17 protein-coding genes are annotated in these 18,030 nt (G+C 46.9%); 6 read left to right on the top strand and 11 right to left on the bottom strand.

The genetic code is table 11. The annotated features are described in order from the left end of the window. Window positions 1-261: 261 nt before the first annotated feature. From NWE92_03610 to NWE92_03595, 4 genes are all read right to left on the bottom strand, one after another. On the bottom strand, window positions 262-561 hold the full coding sequence (locus tag NWE92_03610) for a hypothetical protein (GenBank protein MCW4028715.1): 300 nt from the start codon (window positions 559-561) through the stop codon (window positions 262-264). Window positions 562-644: 83 nt separating this feature from the next. Next, a complete protein-coding gene (locus NWE92_03605; GenBank protein ID MCW4028714.1) occupies window positions 645-1,907 on the bottom strand; it encodes an SLC13 family permease in 1,263 nt (420 codons plus the stop codon). Between the two features lie 194 nt (window positions 1,908-2,101). Further along, window positions 2,102-3,631 (bottom strand): ammonium transporter, encoded by a 1,530-nt coding sequence (locus NWE92_03600; protein ID MCW4028713.1) that lies wholly within the window; start codon window positions 3,629-3,631, stop codon window positions 2,102-2,104. Between the two features lie 201 nt (window positions 3,632-3,832). Next, entirely contained in the window at window positions 3,833-4,303 is a 471-nt protein-coding gene (locus NWE92_03595; protein MCW4028712.1) for an Lrp/AsnC family transcriptional regulator, read from the bottom strand. Between the two features lie 271 nt (window positions 4,304-4,574). Between NWE92_03595 and NWE92_03590 the strand changes: the two genes are divergently transcribed. Beyond that, window positions 4,575-5,483 (top strand): hypothetical protein, encoded by a 909-nt coding sequence (locus NWE92_03590; GenBank protein MCW4028711.1) that lies wholly within the window; start codon window positions 4,575-4,577, stop codon window positions 5,481-5,483. Window positions 5,484-5,547: 64 nt separating this feature from the next. Continuing rightward, entirely contained in the window at window positions 5,548-6,168 is a 621-nt protein-coding gene (locus NWE92_03585; GenBank protein ID MCW4028710.1) for a MarC family protein, read from the top strand. A gap of 23 nt (window positions 6,169-6,191) precedes the next feature. Here NWE92_03585 and NWE92_03580 read toward each other — a convergent pair whose 3' ends face one another. Both NWE92_03580 and NWE92_03575 read right to left on the bottom strand, forming a co-directional pair. Continuing rightward, window positions 6,192-6,566, bottom strand: a complete 375-nt coding sequence (locus tag NWE92_03580; protein ID MCW4028709.1) for a hypothetical protein — start codon at window positions 6,564-6,566, stop codon at window positions 6,192-6,194. Between the two features lie 216 nt (window positions 6,567-6,782). Further along, complete coding sequence (locus NWE92_03575) at window positions 6,783-7,442, bottom strand: GDSL-type esterase/lipase family protein (protein MCW4028708.1); 660 nt, start codon at window positions 7,440-7,442, stop codon at window positions 6,783-6,785. 276 nt (window positions 7,443-7,718) lie between these two features. On the opposite strand from NWE92_03575, the gene NWE92_03570 reads away from it, so the two are divergent. The 4 genes from NWE92_03570 to NWE92_03555 all read left to right on the top strand — a co-directional run bounded on the left by NWE92_03570 (window position 7,719) and on the right by NWE92_03555 (window position 11,334). Continuing rightward, window positions 7,719-9,323, top strand: a complete 1,605-nt coding sequence (locus tag NWE92_03570; GenBank protein ID MCW4028707.1) for a 4Fe-4S binding protein — start codon at window positions 7,719-7,721, stop codon at window positions 9,321-9,323. 13 nt (window positions 9,324-9,336) lie between these two features. Next, on the top strand, window positions 9,337-10,269 hold the full coding sequence (locus NWE92_03565) for a hypothetical protein (protein ID MCW4028706.1): 933 nt from the start codon (window positions 9,337-9,339) through the stop codon (window positions 10,267-10,269). A 45-nt stretch (window positions 10,270-10,314) separates the two neighbouring features. Next, window positions 10,315-10,905, top strand: coding sequence for a flavodoxin family protein (locus tag NWE92_03560; protein MCW4028705.1), 591 nt, complete (start codon window positions 10,315-10,317; stop codon window positions 10,903-10,905). An 84-nt stretch (window positions 10,906-10,989) separates the two neighbouring features. Then, window positions 10,990-11,334 (top strand): hypothetical protein, encoded by a 345-nt coding sequence (locus tag NWE92_03555; protein MCW4028704.1) that lies wholly within the window; start codon window positions 10,990-10,992, stop codon window positions 11,332-11,334. A gap of 21 nt (window positions 11,335-11,355) precedes the next feature. Here NWE92_03555 and hcp read toward each other — a convergent pair whose 3' ends face one another. The 5 genes from hcp to NWE92_03530 all read right to left on the bottom strand — a co-directional run bounded on the left by hcp (window position 11,356) and on the right by NWE92_03530 (window position 17,861). Beyond that, window positions 11,356-12,957, bottom strand: coding sequence for a hydroxylamine reductase (hcp, locus tag NWE92_03550; GenBank protein ID MCW4028703.1), 1,602 nt, complete (start codon window positions 12,955-12,957; stop codon window positions 11,356-11,358). Window positions 12,958-13,065: 108 nt separating this feature from the next. Then, window positions 13,066-14,925, bottom strand: a complete 1,860-nt coding sequence (locus tag NWE92_03545; protein MCW4028702.1) for an ATP-binding protein — start codon at window positions 14,923-14,925, stop codon at window positions 13,066-13,068. A 95-nt stretch (window positions 14,926-15,020) separates the two neighbouring features. Further along, on the bottom strand, window positions 15,021-15,647 hold the full coding sequence (locus tag NWE92_03540; protein ID MCW4028701.1) for a helix-turn-helix domain-containing protein: 627 nt from the start codon (window positions 15,645-15,647) through the stop codon (window positions 15,021-15,023). 300 nt (window positions 15,648-15,947) lie between these two features. Beyond that, window positions 15,948-17,114, bottom strand: coding sequence for an ABC transporter permease (locus NWE92_03535; GenBank protein MCW4028700.1), 1,167 nt, complete (start codon window positions 17,112-17,114; stop codon window positions 15,948-15,950). Continuing rightward, window positions 17,115-17,861, bottom strand: a complete 747-nt coding sequence (locus NWE92_03530) for an ABC transporter ATP-binding protein (GenBank protein ID MCW4028699.1) — start codon at window positions 17,859-17,861, stop codon at window positions 17,115-17,117. It abuts the gene before it with no gap. Between the last annotated feature and the right edge of the window lie 169 nt (window positions 17,862-18,030).

The raw sequence follows: 18,030 nt of genomic DNA, 5'->3' as shown, positions 1-18,030 counted from the left end.
ATTTATCTCACAACAAGTATATAAAAATATCCGTTTGAAGTTAAAAAAACCCGATTAATGAATGAACGTCCTGAAAAAAACCAAAAAGTTCCCAAACGTTCAACAATAAAATACAAAAACACCCCTCTATTTAACACATATCCAACAATCAACTAGGCAACTAGCTAAGTAACCAAACCAAAAAACTGCAACAACCACCAAATAACCACTAACCAACAAAAAAGCACTAAAAAGAAAGAAAAGAAACTAAACTAAACGGTTTTAACTATTATACTTCCACTGGTTCCGCTTAAGCGCACTACTAACGCGTGAGGCAAAAAGCGAACTAATAACAGCGGCGACAATCAGCAACCCCGCCCAAACATAAACGTCCGGAGCAAACGCAGAGTAGATTGTGACGGTGATTATCACAAATAGGAAAAGGAAAGAGCCACCATAGACCACTTCTTGGTTGATGCTGGTCAGAGCATGCATTATTTTTTTGGTAGTTTTACCTTTGTTTTTTTCTTCTTCAATTATTTCTTTGAAGTTTTTTCCTTTTTTCGTGCGCACTTCAGGCATTCCACATTACCTCTTTTGTTTTTATTTAATTTAACTTTTTTTTCCGCACATGATAGAGTTGTTTGCTTTTGTTTGTCATTTTATCACAGCCAAAATATCCACAGCAGCACGTTTGCAGTGGCTACTGCAACGACGGATAGGGGTAAACCGATTTTGATGTATTCTTTCGTGCTGACCAAACAGTTGTTTTTCTCCAGCAAACCACAGGCAAACACGTTTGTGGCTGCACCCATAGGAAGAATGTTGGCGCCGCTCCCAGTTCCGACGAGTGTTCCAAAGAGAAGGGGCCAAGCACTCATGCCACTAAAGGTTGCCAACTGTTGACAGACTGGAATCATCAGTACTGTGTAGGCGTTGGGGTCAATAAACGAGGAAAGCCCCACGGACATCCACACTACAACAGCTAAGAGCATACTGGGGTTACTAACTCCTGCGTTTATGATGCCCTGAGCAAAGTCTGTCAGGAGCCCAGAGGTTGAAAGCGTATAGATAACGGCAAAGATACCTGCAAGGAAGATTAGAGAGTTCCAGTCGAACTCTACAATCATGCGTTTAGCATCTTTTCTACCTATGAGAAGGGCTACAATACCCACAGCTAAACCTACGACCCCCAAGCTGAGGTGGATTTCGGGGGCAAGCGCCAAAATCACTATACCGACGAGGAACAGTATTGTGGGGAGTTTTGAAACTTTGATTTCTTCGGGCTCGATTTCGATTCGTTTGTTCATTTTGCGGAAGATAAGCAAAAGCGTAAGCATAGCTGCCATGACGCCCACTACAGTGATTGCGCCCAATCCTACTCTTCCTTGGAACCAATAGAAATCAAGCGGGGACATTCCCGTCTGGATGGCTAAGATAAGTGCGGGAGGATCAGCGATCATGGTGGTTGTTGTAACCATGTTTGCAGATACCCCCACAGAAACTATGTAGGGGAAGAGGGGAGAGCCAAGTTTCTTTGCCATTTGAATAGCTACAGGCGCCATCAAAAAGAGGACCGCGACGTTTGCCATGAAAGCGGACAAGAATGCCGCGACAGCGCAGATTGCGAGTAAAGCGTATTTTTCTATTTTTATGTGGGTTAAGATTTTGTTGGCGATTAGTTCGGGCATTTTGCTTTCGGAGAATATGAAGGATACCATCATGAAGCCCCAGATGACGGCGAGGACATCCCACTGTATGGCTACAAAGAGGGTGTCTTGCCAGGATATGAGGCCGATTACTATTAGGGCGATTAAGGCGCCGACTGAGGCGTAGGCGAGTTTAACTTTGCGGCTTAGGGCTAGCGCATAGCAAGCTATGAAGATGGGTAGAATGATGATTTGTGCGTCGATTGGCAGGTCAATCAATCCTCGTATGTTGGATGTTTTCTTTGACGATGGACTGTATTGGATATAAAGTTGGTTATGATTTGTTCATAACTTTTAGGAAAAACTGAAAATATAGAAAGTAAAACAGAAATTAGCTCAACATTCAACCAAAAAACAGTAAAAACAGAGTAAAGATTTAAAAAAAGAAAAGAGTGGGGGTAAAGGAATTTAGATTATTCCTTGCCCTGTTTGTCAAGCAGTTCTTTATCGAAGGATTCGGCAGTAACCCATTCTTTTGCTTCGGGTTTCATCTCAACTTCTGGGTAAGCGCTGAAGCCATGTTCGCTGATGTCTAAGCCTTTGATTTCTTCGTGATGCGGAGCTCTAAGACCAATTGTGTATTTGATGACGCCAAAGATCAGCAAGCCCATACCGAAAGCAAAGCCAGCACAAACTGCACAGTCAATTAATTGTGCAATTAACTGCCCTGTACCTGCACCGCCGTTGACTAGTATACCGTTGACGCCGCCGTATAGACCGTTTGCAAAGAGGCCGACACTGAGTAGACCGAAGAGACCGTTGATGCCGTGGATACCGAATGCGCCGACTGGGTCGTCAATTTTCAGCTTGCGTTCAACGAAGAAGTTGCCGTAGAGTGCCAATGGAGCTGCGATGATACCGATGATTAGTGCTGCCCAGGGGTCAACATAAGCGCATGGTGCTGTGATTGCTACTAGACCAGCAAGTGCGCCTGTGCAGACTGCCTGAATGTCGGGTCCAGTGAAGTGTTTGCGGTCAAGATAGCTTATGACTACACCCATAACTGCACCGACACCACCTGCAAGGTAAGTGTTTACTGCAACCAGTGGAGTAACACCATCAAGCGTGGTTAATGAGCTGCCAGGGTTGAAGCCGAACCAGCCAAGGAACAGGATCATGGTACCCATAACGATGTATGGCACGTTTGTGTAACCGAAGCTGCGGACTTCACCGTTTTTACCGTACTTGCCGATTCTGGGGCCGACAAGCCAGCAGGCCGCCAAACCTGTGAAGCCACCGACTGCGTGGACGACACCTGAACCTGCGAAGTCTCTGACACCGACACCGAATGGCAATGTTGCGAGCCAACCGCCACCCCATACCCAGTGGCCGTAGACTGGATAGATGAGTATGTTGATAAGTACGGTGTAGAGGAGGTAAGCTTGGAATTTCATTCTTTCGGCAACCATTCCTGCCACGATTGTGACTGATGTGGCTGCGAAGACTGCTTGCCAGAAGAAGTACACCAATGTTAACGTGTTAGTTGCTTCGCCTGCTAGTAAAAAGCCGCTCCAGCCGATGAATGAGTTGCCGTCACCTAAGCCAGGTAAGGTGGTGTATATTATTGCGCCTGTTGAGTCGATGCCTGTTGGGAATGAGGCTCCGGAACCACCGAACATTAAGCCAAAGCCGATAACTGCAAAGATTACTACACCGACGCTGAAGTCGATGTAGCTTTTGGTCCAGTAGTTGACCTGGTTTTTCTGCCGAATAAAGCCTGCTCCGAGAAACGCGAAGCCGAGCTGCATGAACCAGACTAACGCGCCCATGGCTAGTGTCCAAGCGATGCTTACTGCGGTGCTTGTGGTTGTTAGTGGGTCAGGGGTTTGTGCGTATGCTTGTCCGATGCTCATGGCTAAGCAAGTGACGAGTATGCCTGCGAGTATGAAGAATTTCTTTTTCATGAAGATTTCAGAGTGCTTTTCGAGTGCTTTTTGTAACAAGTTTGATGTTTTTGATATTACCCGTGTTTTTCTCATGTTAATTTCACCATTTTACAAGACGGTTGGTGTACAGTCAATATAAGTGTAGTTGTGATTTGTTCATAACATTTAAGAAAAATTGAAAAAATACACACAAAAGCAGCAAAATAATAGATATATTAAAGGTCAATAAAAGAAAACCTAAGCGTTTGTCCAAAAAATCTAAATTTGAACCTTAAAACCCTCTTTCACAACATTAAGCGCAATATTAGTCATCGTCTTCTTAATATGTGGAGCCACAAGCAAATCCTTAATCAAAGTATTGAGACTATCACGATCCTTAAGCTTAACAACCGCTACAATGTCAAACTCGCCCGTAATCTCGTATAACGTAATAACATTAGCCAGCTGCGATAAAGCAGTCTCCAAATCCTTAAGGTAACCACCCCCCTCAGTTTGAATAAAAATCACTGCAGTTAAATCATACCCCAACTTTATTGGATCCAAGATTGCGGTATACCCCTTGACTATTCCGCGGTCTTCGAGGCGTTTTATTCTATCCGAGGCCATCACACCAGATATGCGCATTTTGCCAGCTATCTTGCGGAAGCTTTGCTGGCAGTTTTCCTGAAGAATCCCCAGTATTTGGGCGTCGGTTTTGTCTATTTCTGTGTTCAGGGTTTTTTTTCTCATAAGCGGACCTCGAGGTGGTTGCTTTGGAATTTATAGTGAACCCGCGCATCGCTATACGCATGTTTAACTTTTTTTGGTTTTTACTGCACAACTATTACGTTCTCATATTTAAAACTACCCAACTGGACATAAAATTACCAACAACCTATCCACTTGTTTAACGTATCAAAGAGAGCCGTAAACTGCTCCGAAAAACAAAACCAACCCAAAACCGCCACACCACCAAAAACTTATCTACAACACAACCGCTTCTTTTCGACGGGAAACCAACATGAAATTCGGTTCATACACCTTCCAACCCCAAAAAACACCCGGATTTGACTTCCACGTCCTGCGAGTAAAACCCGAAACAGGCCTACGAATCCGCCCCCAACCCGACATGTACAGCAACCTCGCCGTCTTCGCCGACACCGCAACCGCCCAACTCCACCCCGACTGGGTCTCCCAATCACCTCTGGGCCCCGCACAATTTGGCAATAACAACTTTAACATTTACTGGAGCGTACTGTGCGCCACTCAACCCGACTACCGAGAAGAACAACTCAAATACATTGCAGAAGTTGACCGCCAATCCCCCGGCATATGGTTGAATAGTCAATACTTCGCTGACCATGACCACTGTAACTGTCCCCGATGCCAAGAGCGATGGAAGAAAAGTGGTTTAGGTTGGTTGGAATGGCGCCGAAAAGAAATCACAGAATACCTAGAGCAAATCCGTGGCGTCGTCAAAAATGAACTAACTTTCTGTCTCCAACCTGACCCCGTCAGCTCCTATGAAAGATACGGGGTGGATTTTGAGGACTTTAAAAAAATCGCTGACAAATTTTGCGTTGTTATGTTTAGCAAAAACTATGCTACACCGTGGTACTGGGAAATGCTTACGCGGGGCTTTAAGAAAATCCTCCAAAGACCCTTCTTCATCAGCTTCTACGTGTATGGCCCAGGAGACCTCCCCCAAGACGTCCCGCCTCCACGCGAAATCTTAACTGTGACAGCACGGTGCGCTAGAGTTGGTGACCTCGAGGGCTTCCTCTACTTGACTGACGGTCAACAGGAAATGGTTAATTTCCAGAAAGCGGCACTGCAAAGTGCAGACTTGCGGCAGCGACTTCGTAGTTATGGTGGGCAACCAGTCGAGGAGTTTCTCGGTTGGGTAGCCAGCTGGCAAAAATATTTCTAATTTCCTTTTCGTTAACTTTTTATCTTCATTTTTCTTTCAGTGTTCTTTGTAGTTTGGGGTTTTGTTGGATTTTTTAAGTGATTTAGCTAAAGCTGCCATTGCGCTCTTTATCATCGTTGACCCATTCGGTAACATACCCATCTTTATGGGGTTAACCGAAAATATGTCAGACGTCCAGAGAAGAAAAGTGTATAATGTGGCGTGTTTGGTGGGGTTTATTTTGTTGCTGGTTTTTGCTTTTTTGGGAAACGAGATATTGTCGCTTTTCGGCATAACTATTGAGAGTTTTGAAATTGCAGGCGGCATCTTGCTCCTAATTATCTCAATCAGAATTCTTATTTCAGGCAGTAAAGAAGAAAAACCCTCTGAATCCCCCGAATGCCTCGGAGCGGTTCCCATCGCTATGCCGCTTTTGGTAGGACCAGGAGCCATAACCACCACGATATTTAACCTTCAAACCTACACCACCATCGTCGCCATAGTCGCCGTAATCATCGTCATCTCTATAACATGGGTTATTCTACGCTACACAAGCGTCATTTTCCGTTTTTTGGGCAAAACAGGTGCCTTAGTCATTGCCAGAGTTATGGCGCTTTTGATTGCGGCAATCGCCATCCAATACATCCTCACGGGCGTAACTCACTTTACGGGATTTACGCGCTGTGTGTTTAGCCTTCTTGGCTAAATGCAGAAAGAGAAAAGGGAGGGTTACTTATTTATTGATTCTTTGAGGGCTGAAAAGTACGAAAGCACTTGTCCCATCTGGGGGTCAGCCATAGCTAAAATCGCCTGCACTGCGGCTTTGCGAGGCGCAGTTGTCAATGTGGCCAAAGCATAATCCAAACTCGTAAAAAGCTGCTCCCAAGGAATATTCACGCGTACCCCCTTTAGGTTGTAGAGAGCCAAAACAAACGCGCTGGCACGACTCAAACTGCCCTTAAAGGACAAGATACTTTCACCCAGAGCCGACACTTCAACATCTTTACCCGAAATAAACGCTTTAATCACCAAATAATTTTGCTCTAGATTAGCAATTTCTACAAGCAGGTCTTGCTTGATTTTGGCTTCCGTATCGCTTTGCATGTTACATCGCTTGCTCTATGTTAGAGTCAGGTACATAAGAGTTTTTTCAAGAAGCCACGTCTCAAACGCCTAAAAAGATGCCTTTAACCGACTATGTCTTTGACGTGAGGTATCTTTTTGAGGGGCACAAGAATAACAAGGCAGATGAGCAGAGTTAGCGCGGTTATGAGGGGTATTTCGATTAATGGTTGTTATACTTAGCTGGAGTACCAAGCGCTAAGAAGTTGAGTTTGTGATGGCGTCATAGATTGTTGATGCAATAACCTCTGCCCCAGTTGGAGTCGGGTGTACGCCATCCCACAAAAGGTCTGAACGATTCGCCATAACCGTGTACAAATCTATCAGGGGCAATTGGGCTTGCTGTGCGGTTTGCTGGATAAGAGGAACTATGGTGTCGGCAAAGAAGTGTGTGCTAAGGCCGGTGCCATTGTTAAAGATGGGTGGGGGTTCAACGAGCCAGATTTGGGGTGCGCTATCCAACTCGCGGAATTGGTTGATGAGTTTTAAGTAGTCAGACACGAATGTGCCGTTGTATTGGTGGTTGATTGGGGAGGCGTCGTTGGTTCCCAGCATAATTATTACTATGTCGGGTTGGAATTTTTTGGCTGCTAAAAAGATGGATTGATTTATGTAGGGGGTTTTAGCGTTTTGGGCGACGGAGGCGCCTCCTGTACCGAAGTTTTGTACGACATAGGTTGGGCCAAGCAGTTCTCCGAGGATTTGGGGGTAGTGGAAACCCTTGGTTATGCTGTCGCCGACGCAGGCAACCCGTATGGGAGAAGAAGAGAGCTGAGCCGTTAGATAGTATGCTGTGAGGCTTAAGGCTAGGGCTACAAGAATAATTGTTAGAGCGGACAACAGGGTATTTTTCTTCATTGCGTTTTCTACTTGTTTAATGCATGTTTGATATTTTTTAATGTTTGAGATATAGCTCTCCCGAGCGTGGGGGAGAATCCGCAGATATAAGCCGCGCATAATCAAATGTTTTCAACATACTTTTGACCCTTAAACCCGACAATACTGACCTACCCCTCTTAGAATTTCTGCAGGGGTCAGCTATTAGTCTCCAAACATGCTAGGGGATATTTGCAAAATTATATCAAGCAATACTCCGTATGAACTGTAGGGGTATGGGACATTAAGCAAAGAACCGTGCTATCCATAACGATTGCAGTATTCATCGCCGCGACCATCCTCTGCACGCAATGCATCCAACCGGCTAACCCCTGTTTTGGTCCCTGCATAACCGCCGACATCGACCGCACCCAAGTCTACATAAACGAAAACGTAACAATCTACGGCAGCATATGTCCCCCTGAAGAAAACAAAACGGTACGTGTTGCCTTTACTCGACCAGACTACACCTATATTGACCGCGTAGTACTCACTGACCCAGTAACAGGCAATTACTCAGTAACCCAAACGCTTGACCAAGTTGGCTACTGGAATATTTTTCCCATAGACGGCCACATAGCTAACCGACTATACGCACAAGTAACCGACCCAGCCGACCCAGACTCGCCTGAGCCAACACCTAGCATAGCCTCGGTCTATAAACCAAACTACAAAGCATTCACCACATTCATTGCCTTCATGGCGTTTGGGGGCATAGTGATTTTCTTGGGACGCAGAAACTATACCAGAAAAATCAGCGCCATCCGGTTAATGGTGCAAATCGGTTTCTTGTTTTTGGTGTTCTTCGGGATATTCGTCGACCACTATGGTTACCTGTCACCGACTACTGAGTTGCAGCCTCATGAAATCAATCTCTCAACAAACATCTTGGGCGTCGATATGCCCGATGGGGTTCCAGCACCCGTCTTTGGCTGTTACTACCCCTGTGGGCGAACTGTAACCTGCGCGTTGTGGCAGCTTCAAACCTATATTTACCCGTTTGCAGGAACCGGGGTAGGATGGGGCGTAGAATACTTCTCCACAGGTTTGGAGCGTTTAGCCATAGTTTTAGGCGTACTTATACTGTCGGGGGTGGTTTTAGGCAGAGTTTTCTGCGGTTGGGTTTGCCCCTTTGGCTTATACGTTGATTTAGTTGCGCGACTGAGAAAAGCCCTAAGAATCAAACGCCGCTTGTTCTCCGACAAATTTAACGAGCGCTTCCACCAGTTAGGCTACCTTACCTTGGCACTTCTAATAATCTTGAGCGTGATTTTTGCTTCTCAAGCCTTCCTCACTTCACCACTCATTGAGGGTACGCAGAAAGGCGGGGAAGTTTACACGTTCTATTCCGCGCCGTTCTGTGCCGTGTGCCCCATGAAGCCACTGTGCCTTTTAGCCGAGACCGCAGTAGGTTTAATGAAACCTGAATGGGTTACACAGGGCACTACGGGACAATTCTGGCAGTTAGGCTTCTTTTTAACCTCCATAAACCTCGTGATCTTAGGCATAGTCACTGCTGCAGCATTCTTTTTCAAGCGTTCATGGTGCCAAATCTGTCCACTGGGCGCCATAATCGCGTTATTTAACCGTTTTCCACCCTTCAAATGGATAAGCGGCGTCCGCTTAAACAAAACTGAAACCAAATGCACCAAATGCGGAATATGCAAACGCGTCTGCCCCACGCAAGTCAAAGAAGTCTATGAAGGCAAAAGCGGCGATGTCGCAACCTCTCAATGCATCTATTGTCTGCGTTGTGTGGAGATGTGTCCCCATGAAGGCTGCTTAGAGTTCAAGTTCGCGGGCAAGACGGTTTGTAAATCGCGGAACTGGTTAAATAAAACAGACACAATAAAAGGAGAATAAGGGAGGGGTTAACTTGAAAAGAAAACTGGTTGTCGCGATGATTCTGGTGGTTTTAGCTGTGTTAGCACCCATCTGTGTTCAACCGTCAAAAGCGCAGGGAATGCCTCCAACCATACTCATAAAAGAAGACGGCACCGTTTCGCCCTCCACGGTACCCATCCAACGAAACGGCGACACCTACACCTTCACCGGCGACATCTACGCAACCATAAAAATCTTCAAAAGCAACATAGCCCTAAACGGTGCCGGCCATACCCTATGGGGACAGTACACTGGCGAGGAAACAGACCTTTTGTTTATAGGCTCAGACGGCGAGCCATACAACAGCACTCAAACCTACACGATAGGCGTAGATTTAGGACTTCACGTTGAAGGGATAGCCGTTTCGAACCTCAATGTCAAGAACTTTAGCATCGGCGTTTACATGTGGACCCAAAACAACACCATAGCCGACAACTTCGTGACGGGCAACGTCATAGGCATCATGCTTTCAGGTTCAAACACCACCGTCACAAACAACTACATCGCAAACAACTCCTTTGGCATCTTCTACGGTTTTAACAACGGAGAGGGCGACGTCCCTGACGACATAATCATAGCGGGTAACTGCTTTGAAGAGAACAGCATTCAACTAAACGGTTGCCAATGCAGTGACTACAACACAACTGAACCGCCCCATAACTGGGACAACGGACGAGAAGGCAACTACTGGAGCGACTACAACGGCACCGACACAAATGGCGACGGCATAGGCGACACCTACTATGTGATAGACGTCTTGAATCAAGACCGCTACCCCCTCATGAATGACCCCACAACGCCTGTCGAGGCACCTTTGCAGTTCCCCATAGAGGTCGTTATCATTATTGTGGCGTTTGTCTGCTTAGCAATTGGCATACGCGTAGCAACGGGCAGGTTCCGAAGAAACGCTAAAGCTCCATCGTAGCTAACCCTTTTAGGATGGGCAACCACAGTTTAGTGGCGAGTATTCATGAAAGTTGTTGCTTTTAATGGCAGTCCAAGAAAAGACGGAAACACCGCAACACTTCTCCGACGTGTTCTTAACGTGTTAGAAAGCGAGGACATACAAACGGAATTCATCCAGCTTGGCGGACAACAAATTCACGGCTGCATTGCATGTGGCACCTGCCGAGAACTCAAAAACAAAGAATGCAAAATCGTAAACGACAACGTAAACCAATACATCCAAAAAATGGCTGAAGCGGACGGAATCATTTTGGGTTCACCCACATATTTCTCGATGATGACACCCGAATTAAAGGCACTCATCGACCGCGCAGGCTATGTGGCAATGAGTAATGGGGGGCTATTTAAGCGGAAAGTAGGGGCAGCGGTGGTGGCGGTACGCAGAGCAGGCGGCATACCAACGTTTGATGCGATTAACCATTTCTTTCTCATCAGCCAAATGATTGTCCCCGGCTCCATCTACTGGAACATCGGCGTTGGGCGTCTCCCCGGCGAAGTCGAAAACGACGCTGAAGGCTTAAAAACCATGGAGGCGCTGGGGCAAAACATGGCGTGGGTTCTAAAAAAGCTCAATGCTCCCGAACCTTTCTCTTAGAAGAAACGCCTCTTTTTTTGGGGCTAAAACGCAAGGACTTTAAGCAAGCCGCGTCTAGAGCTTGTTTAGATTTGTGGGATGTTTATGGTTGACCAAAAAGAAGAGCCACATGATGCATGCGTACTCAAAATTGCTGAGAAACTAAAAAAGGACCACTGGGAAGTAGACACAGAGTTAGAGAATTGGAGCAAACCCAAAAACATGGACCCAGTTATGCCTGACCTTAAAGCTGAAAAGAAAGGCTGCCTAACAAAAATTTGCCAGATTGTAACGCCAGAAATGTTTGAAGGCAACATGGAGAAATATTTAGAAGTCAAAAATTACTGCGCCGAATACGACTTTTCATTCTACATAATGGAAGAGGGCAAACCCGTCGAAGTTAACTTACAAGAATTCGCTAAAAAGCAAGCTGAAAAGAAACAAAAATAAAAGGGGCGCCCAAAGGGGCGTTTATTTCATTATTTCTTTGAGGTCTTCGTCTGCTGTTTTTATGGGCATGATGTTGAATTTCTCAACCAACACGTTGAGGATACCGGGGGTTATGAAGGCGGGGAGGCTGGGTCCGATGCGGATGTCTTTTATGCCCAAATAGAGCAGCGAGAGCAGGATGGCTACGGCTTTCTGTTCATACCATGAGAGCACCATAGATAGCGGAAGGTCGTTGACTCCGACGTGGAAGGCGTCAGCGAGGGCTTGGGCGATTTTGACTGCGCTGTAAGCGTCGTTGCATTGTCCGATGTCGAGCAGTCGTGGGATTTCGTCGATGGTGCCGAGTTCTTTGTCGAAGAAGCGGAATTTGCCGCAGGCTAAGGTGAGGATGATGGTGTTTTTGGGTGCTTTCTCGACGAATTCTGTGTAGTAGCTGCGTCCAGGTTTGGCGCCGTCGCATCCTCCGACGAGTATGAAGCGTTTGATGTGTCCAGCTTTAACTGCGCCGATGACTTTGTCGGCTACTGAGAGGACAGCGTTGTGTCCAAAGCCCACAAGAACAGTTTTGCCTTCTTGGTCGTCTGGGAAGCCGGGGAGTGATAGGGCTTTTTCGATTACGGGGGTAAAGTTGTGGTCTTGGATGTGGATGACGCCGGGGTAGCCGACGGGTCCAGCGGTGAAGATGTTGGCGTTGTAGCTGTCCATGGGGCGTTGGATGCAGTTGGTGGTCATCAGGATGGCGCCGGGGAATTGGGCGAATTCTTTTTGTTGATTTTGCCATGCGGTGCCGTAGTGTCCGTAGAAGTGTGAATAAGCTTTGAGTTTGGGGTAACCGTGTGTGGGTAGCATTTCTCCGTGGGTGTAGACGGTTATGCCTTTGCCTTGGGTTTGTTTGAGGATTGCCTCTAGGTCCATGAGGTCATGGCCTGAGACGAGGATGGCTTTGCCTTTTTTGTGTCCGAGGGGAACTTTAGTGGGGACGGGGTTGCCGTAGGTTTGGGTGTTGCCCGCGTCAAGGAGCTCCATAGCGCGGAGGTTGACTGCGCCGCATTTGAAGACTAAACCTACATACTCGTTGGCTCCAAGCGACTTGTTGAAGTGCGAAGCAAGAGCCTCATAGATAAAGTCGAAGACGGCTGGGTCTTGTTTTCCTAGGAGGTAGGCGTGGTAGGTGTAGGCGGCTACTCCTTTTAAGCCGATGGTCAGTAGCCACTTTAGGGAGTGTAGGTCAAGGTTTTCTGGGGCATCAGCGTTGACGCCGTGCTGTTTGCCCTGTGCTACTAAACCTTCGAGCGTGTTTTCTAGGGGGAGAATGTTGAGGGGGGTTGATGTTTTTTTCTTTAGTTGTTCGATGTACTGCTCGGTTTTTCGCAGATAACTTACGATTGCTTGGGGGTCGAAGTTGACGTTTGTGAGCGTTACAAATAGGGCTTCGGCGGTGAAGGCATCAATTTTTTGGTCGCTGTCGCCTGCCTTTTGAGTTTGGAGTGCGAGTTGGCTGAGTTCGCGGAGTTTGTAGACGAGGAGGTCTTGGAGGGTGGCGACTTGTGGGTTTTTGCCGCAGACGCCTATGGTGGTGCAGCCTGTTCCCTTGGCGGTTTGTTCGCATTGGTAACAGAACATTTGGTTTTGACTCATCTCAATCACTATGAATATATTGTGGGAGGTTCCGCAAATAGCTGTTGTCCCAAACATGTAAGGGATTTCGAAACCCCAATTTTTGGTCGCAAATCAAGTCAGGGGCAACTCCATTCGAAACTCTGTTCCCTCACCCTCCCAACTCTCAAAACTAATAGTGCCCCCTAATCCCTCAACCAACCGCTTAACCACAGCTAACCCCAACCCCTGCCCCTTCGACTTCGTTGTAAACAGCGGCGTAAAAATCCGTTCCCTAACCCCCGCGGGTATTCCCACACCTGTATCGCGCACAGAAATCACCATTTTTGCTTCCGCTTTTTTGGCTTTCAAAAACAGTTTGCCGCCGTTAGGCATCGCTTGCCCCGCATTGGTCACCAAGTTAGTGAGCGCCCGCATAAGATAATCGGGGTCGGTGTCAATCACTAAATCCGTTGGAGCCTCAATGTTGACCTCGATGTTTTGGGGCACATGGACAGCTTTTAGCGTGTTCTGCAATAAATCCGCTATATTCACTTTTTTACATACAGGCGCCAGCGGACGAGTGTAATCTTGAAGGTCACTAACGATTTTGTTAATGTAGAAAACGTTCTCTTCAATAGTTGAGAGGCTCTCCTGCAAACCCGGCTGCTCCTTGTAGCATGCGGAATCCTTGAGTTCCTCTCGTATCAGGTAGAGGTCGCTTGTAATGGCCTGCAACGGATTGCGGATGTCATGTCCCACCATACCCGCAGTCTGCCCAATCGCGGAAAGCCGCTTAGTCTGCTCTTCCTCAGTTTTATCCTCCACAATAATTATGATGCCCTGAGTGGCGGGGTAAGTTGAAATTTCATAAATCGCAGGAGCGTTGGTTTGGCGGCTTAACGAGTTCATCATGAATCGGGCAGGCTGCTTGTTTTGAAGCAACTCAAAATAGGGCGTAACATCCACCAAATCCATCTCAGGGAGAACCTCATAGATTTTTTTGCCTAACGCATCCGAAGATTTCACGTTGGTCAAGAGTTCCGCCGCATTATTCCAATGGATTATAGTCAATTCCCAATCGGTAGCGATGAAGGCTTCCCCAAAACTCTCGTACAATTCGCGGTAGCTTTGCTCGTTTTCCCGTATTTTTTTGGTGCGTTCATCCACAATTTTTTCCAAGTCACGGGTATATTCTTGGAGTTTAACCTGCGCTTCCCGTAGTGCCTGCTCGGCTTTTTTGCGTTCAGAAACCTCCTTCTCCAACGCCTCTTTGGAAGCCACCGTTTTCTCCCAGTTACCCAACACGCCCTCAAATTCAGAAGTTAACTGGTCAAGTTCATCCTGCGGAGGCTTCCCAGAGGGGGGCTGGATGTCAACGTTTATTTTTTTGGTTTTTGCCCGCAGATACGCAATGGATTGCAGTGTGCGCTTGAAGAATAATTGATACACCAAAAGGAAGTAAGCAACAAATAAGCCAATCAAAGTGATAAGTAACACAAGGTAAGTTTGGTTGACTTGGTTTTTTTGTTGTTCAATCAAGTCGGCGAGCAGTTGCGCGTCGAGGGCTAATTGTTGAACCCGCATCGAGGTGTTGCTCATGGCATCCAAATAGGCGGGGTCCATGAGGGCGGTTTGATTTAGGGGGGCGTTATCTAGGGGCATAGCTGTTTGGTTGAAGGTTTCGTTGGCGCTTTCTAAATCCGACCGTATAATGTCAATTAGAGCTTGCTCGGAAATGGCGTCTAATTTTGAAACCTCAACATAGAGCAAGCCGATGGTTGCTCGCCAATGAGACACGTCGTGGCGAGTTAAGTAATAATCCATTGACGTAGAGCCAAGCGTACTGGCGTCGGCTCCTATTTTTCTTGCCAGTTCTCGTTCATCCTCGAGTTGTCGCAACTGCAAATCCATCACAAAAACATAGCTAACGACCAAAGCGATAAGCAGCGCAAAAACAACGAGGCTGATTAAGAATTGCGTTCTTAATCGCATGTTTTTCTGCCAAGTAATAGAGTAATATCGTTGCTTTTCTACCCTTTGAAATTTAACTTAGGGATTGAAACAATTTTTTTCATCATGCGCACATACTATAATTCTTGTTTAAAGTAGTGCTCTAATAGTCGCCGAGTACCCCTACGCATAATTTCTGAAAGCGTCGCTGTGCTGATTCCCAGCTTGTGGGCTAACTCAGCCATCCCAATTTGTCGTGGATAATCAAAAAATCCGCTTTTGAGGGCCAACCAGAAAATCCGCTCCTGATTCTCCGTTAAAGTACCTATTTGTGGTTCGAATTTGCCCGCCTTACGGACCGTGACGCTATGCCCTGCTTTTGCTAAATCGGCAATTATTCCGCGGTAGGCTTCAACGGTTGGCACCATAAAACTGTAAGTGATGAGGCTATCTTGGAGGCTTTTGCCTGAAACCAAAAACGCCCCGTGGGATAATATGGTGTTGCATACGCTGCAGCCTTCGCTTTCTAACCAAAGTGCTGATCTGCCTTTGACGTATCCTTTGGCGGCGAGTTCTTGGGGGACTTTTTTAGCTTGATCTACGCCGACATCCATTAGGTGGCGTACGCAGCCGCTGCTAGAACTTCTTACATCGACCACTTTGAGTCGCTTAAAGCCTAGTTTGGCAAGTTTAGCGACCATTTTGCATTCTTTGTTTTCTACTTCTATTACAACGTGGTAGGGTTCTCGCCAAGGCGTAACCAAATAAATCAGCCAATAGAAGTATCAAATTGGGCAGTTAAATACTGTTACCCTAAGATAGCGCTCTTATCTTTACTCTAACGAAACCATTCACCAATATTAGACTCGTTATAGACGCTCCAAGTGGATAAGCAGTATCGTTTGATAAAACAACAAGAAAATGTTAAACTCTAGTTTCACTGACGCTTGCCTATTTTTATTTTATACAAAGGAGAGGGTATACCTCTGAGGTCTCAGCTCAGACGAATCAATAGACCTGAGAAAAATCTTCCATCAAACAAAAAAATTGAATAAAAAAGGAGATTAGATTTTGTAGTACTTTGCGTAGAGCACGATACCGACTGCAAGGATAGCAACACATGAGCCAAGAGTTACGGCGAAGTCGATGAGCACGGTTCCGCTGGTTATGCTTGCGCCCCGAAGGAACAAAGAGGTTAAGGCGTCGGTGACGTAGTGGCTGGGCACGATGTTGCTTACGACTTGGGCGCTGCCTGAGAGGGATGAACTCACGAAGGTTCCGAGGAATAGTTGTGGGAGCACGAAGAGGAAGCTTAAGCCTGTGGCTGCGCTGGAGGATTTGGAGATGGTTGCGGTGATTAAGCCAAAGCCCACGTTGGATATTGAGAAGATCAGCACCATTATGAAGGCAAAGGTGTAGGCGGAGATGCCGACGGGGGGTCTGAAGCCCAAAGCGTAAATCAAGACGAACAGCAGCGCAGCTTGAATGAGCGCTATCACCATGTAGGAGAGCACTTGGCTTGTCATGAATTCTGTGGAGGTTATCGGGGAGATACGGATACGTTTCATCATGCCGTTTTCTCGGTCCTGCGTAAACGACTGCGCCACCATCATGATCAGGAATATCGACGCAAACGTGAACATGCCCGGCGCGATGAAGTCAAGGGCAGAAGACTGCTTTGTAACCTCGACTAATGAGGCAGTTTGCAGCTGAATGGGACTGGGGGTGGCTTGTTGGTTTTGGCTAACTATGGCAGCTAGGACTTGCTGGATGACGGGTGGAATTGCCTGGGTGGCAACCATGGAGCCTTTATCGAGGTAGAGGGGAACGGTGGTGTTGATCCAGTTGCTTGGGCTAGTCGGCGAGGCGATGAACGATGCGAGGCTGTCGGAGAAATCCGCGGGGATGACAACTATGGCTTGGATTTTTCCTTCGCTTAGGTCAGACTGGGCGGTTTGGTTGGTGTCATAGATGCTTAGGTTGATTATGGACATGTTTTGCAACGTACCCATGAAGGTTTGTGCGCCTTGCTGGTTGCCGTGGTTGTCTAGGTTGACGACGCCGACTTGATAGGTCACTGTCGCTTCGCCGCCGAAGCCGCCTCCAAACGATGCCCCAAACGCAAACACGAAAATGATGGGAAACAGGAAAATCATGAAGAGGACAGCGGGTTCCCGAACGGTCTTTTTAAGTTCCTTCACAGATAGGGCGAGGACGCGTTGTAGGTTCATTTATTGTTCCTCCCGTATGTTTCTGCCCGTGAGTTGAATGAAGAGGTCTTCGAGGTTTTTGACGCCGTTTTTTGCGACAAGTTCCTTGGGTGCTCCGAGTGCGAGGAGTTTGCCGTGGTCAATGACGCCGACGCGGTCGCAGAGTTCTTCGGCTTCTTCCATGTAGTGGGTTGTGAGGATGATGGTTTTGCCTTGGGCTTTCTGTTCTTTTATGAAGTCCCAAACCGCATGACGACTCTGGGGGTCCATGGCGACGGTGGGTTCATCAAGAAAAGCAATCTGAGGATCATGGATGAGCGCTAGGGCGAGGCTTAGGCGACGTTTCATGCCGCCGCTGTATTTGCCAGTGACACGTTTGGCTTCGTTTTCTAAGCCAACTTTGGAAAGAAGCAGATTGGTTCTTTGGCGAATGGTTTTTTTGTCGAGCCCGTAGAGGTTGCCGAACAGTTCAAGATTTTCTTTCCCGCTAAGATAGGGGTAGATGGCGGTTTCTTGGATGCAGACGCCGATGAGTTCTTTGACTTTTTGGGTGTCATGTAAAACGTCGAGACCGCAGATTTGGGCGGAGCCGCTGGTGGGTTTTATCAATCCGCAGAGGATGCTTATGGCAGTGGTTTTTCCTGCACCGTTGGGTCCCAGCAGCCCGAAGAGTTCACCTTTGGCTACTTCGAGGTTGAGGTGGTCAACAGCCAGTTTATCCTCGTATTTTTTGGTGAGGTTGTTAATTGTTATGGCTGATTCATTCATTATGGGTTCTCCTTGTTGGTTTTATTAGGGTTGATTTTAGATTTAAGTAACCACGAAACATAGTTACGTACCTGAAACCTCAGAGTTGTTTGGGAATTTAGTTTCATGTTTATCCCCCGATTGAAAAAAGGGGGCATCCCCCGTTAGGGGAAGATTTAAAACCGCCAAA

The organism is Candidatus Bathyarchaeota archaeon (assembly GCA_026014745.1).
Classification (GTDB): Archaea; Thermoproteota; Bathyarchaeia; order Bathyarchaeales; family Bathycorpusculaceae; genus Bathycorpusculum.
Note: the sequence above shows the minus strand (reverse complement) of the source record. Positions and strands in the feature narration are given on the sequence as shown.

Excerpts from the sequence above, each read along its gene's own strand:
- NWE92_03610 (MCW4028715.1), bottom strand. The coding sequence starts at position 561 with ATGCCTGAAGTGCGCACGAAAAAAGGAAAAAACTTCAAAGAAATAATT.
- NWE92_03595 (MCW4028712.1), bottom strand. The coding sequence starts at position 4,303 with ATGAGAAAAAAAACCCTGAACACAGAAATAGACAAAACCGACGCCCAA.
- NWE92_03590 (MCW4028711.1), top strand. The coding sequence starts at position 4,575 with ATGAAATTCGGTTCATACACCTTCCAACCCCAAAAAACACCCGGATTT.
- NWE92_03580 (MCW4028709.1), bottom strand. The coding sequence starts at position 6,566 with ATGCAAAGCGATACGGAAGCCAAAATCAAGCAAGACCTGCTTGTAGAA.
- NWE92_03575 (MCW4028708.1), bottom strand. The coding sequence starts at position 7,442 with ATGAAGAAAAATACCCTGTTGTCCGCTCTAACAATTATTCTTGTAGCC.
- NWE92_03560 (MCW4028705.1), top strand. The coding sequence starts at position 10,315 with ATGAAAGTTGTTGCTTTTAATGGCAGTCCAAGAAAAGACGGAAACACC.
- NWE92_03555 (MCW4028704.1), top strand. The coding sequence starts at position 10,990 with ATGGTTGACCAAAAAGAAGAGCCACATGATGCATGCGTACTCAAAATT.
- hcp (MCW4028703.1), bottom strand. The coding sequence starts at position 12,957 with ATGTTCTGTTACCAATGCGAACAAACCGCCAAGGGAACAGGCTGCACC.
- NWE92_03545 (MCW4028702.1), bottom strand. The coding sequence starts at position 14,925 with ATGCGATTAAGAACGCAATTCTTAATCAGCCTCGTTGTTTTTGCGCTG.
- NWE92_03535 (MCW4028700.1), bottom strand. The coding sequence starts at position 17,114 with ATGAACCTACAACGCGTCCTCGCCCTATCTGTGAAGGAACTTAAAAAG.
- NWE92_03530 (MCW4028699.1), bottom strand. The coding sequence starts at position 17,861 with ATGAATGAATCAGCCATAACAATTAACAACCTCACCAAAAAATACGAG.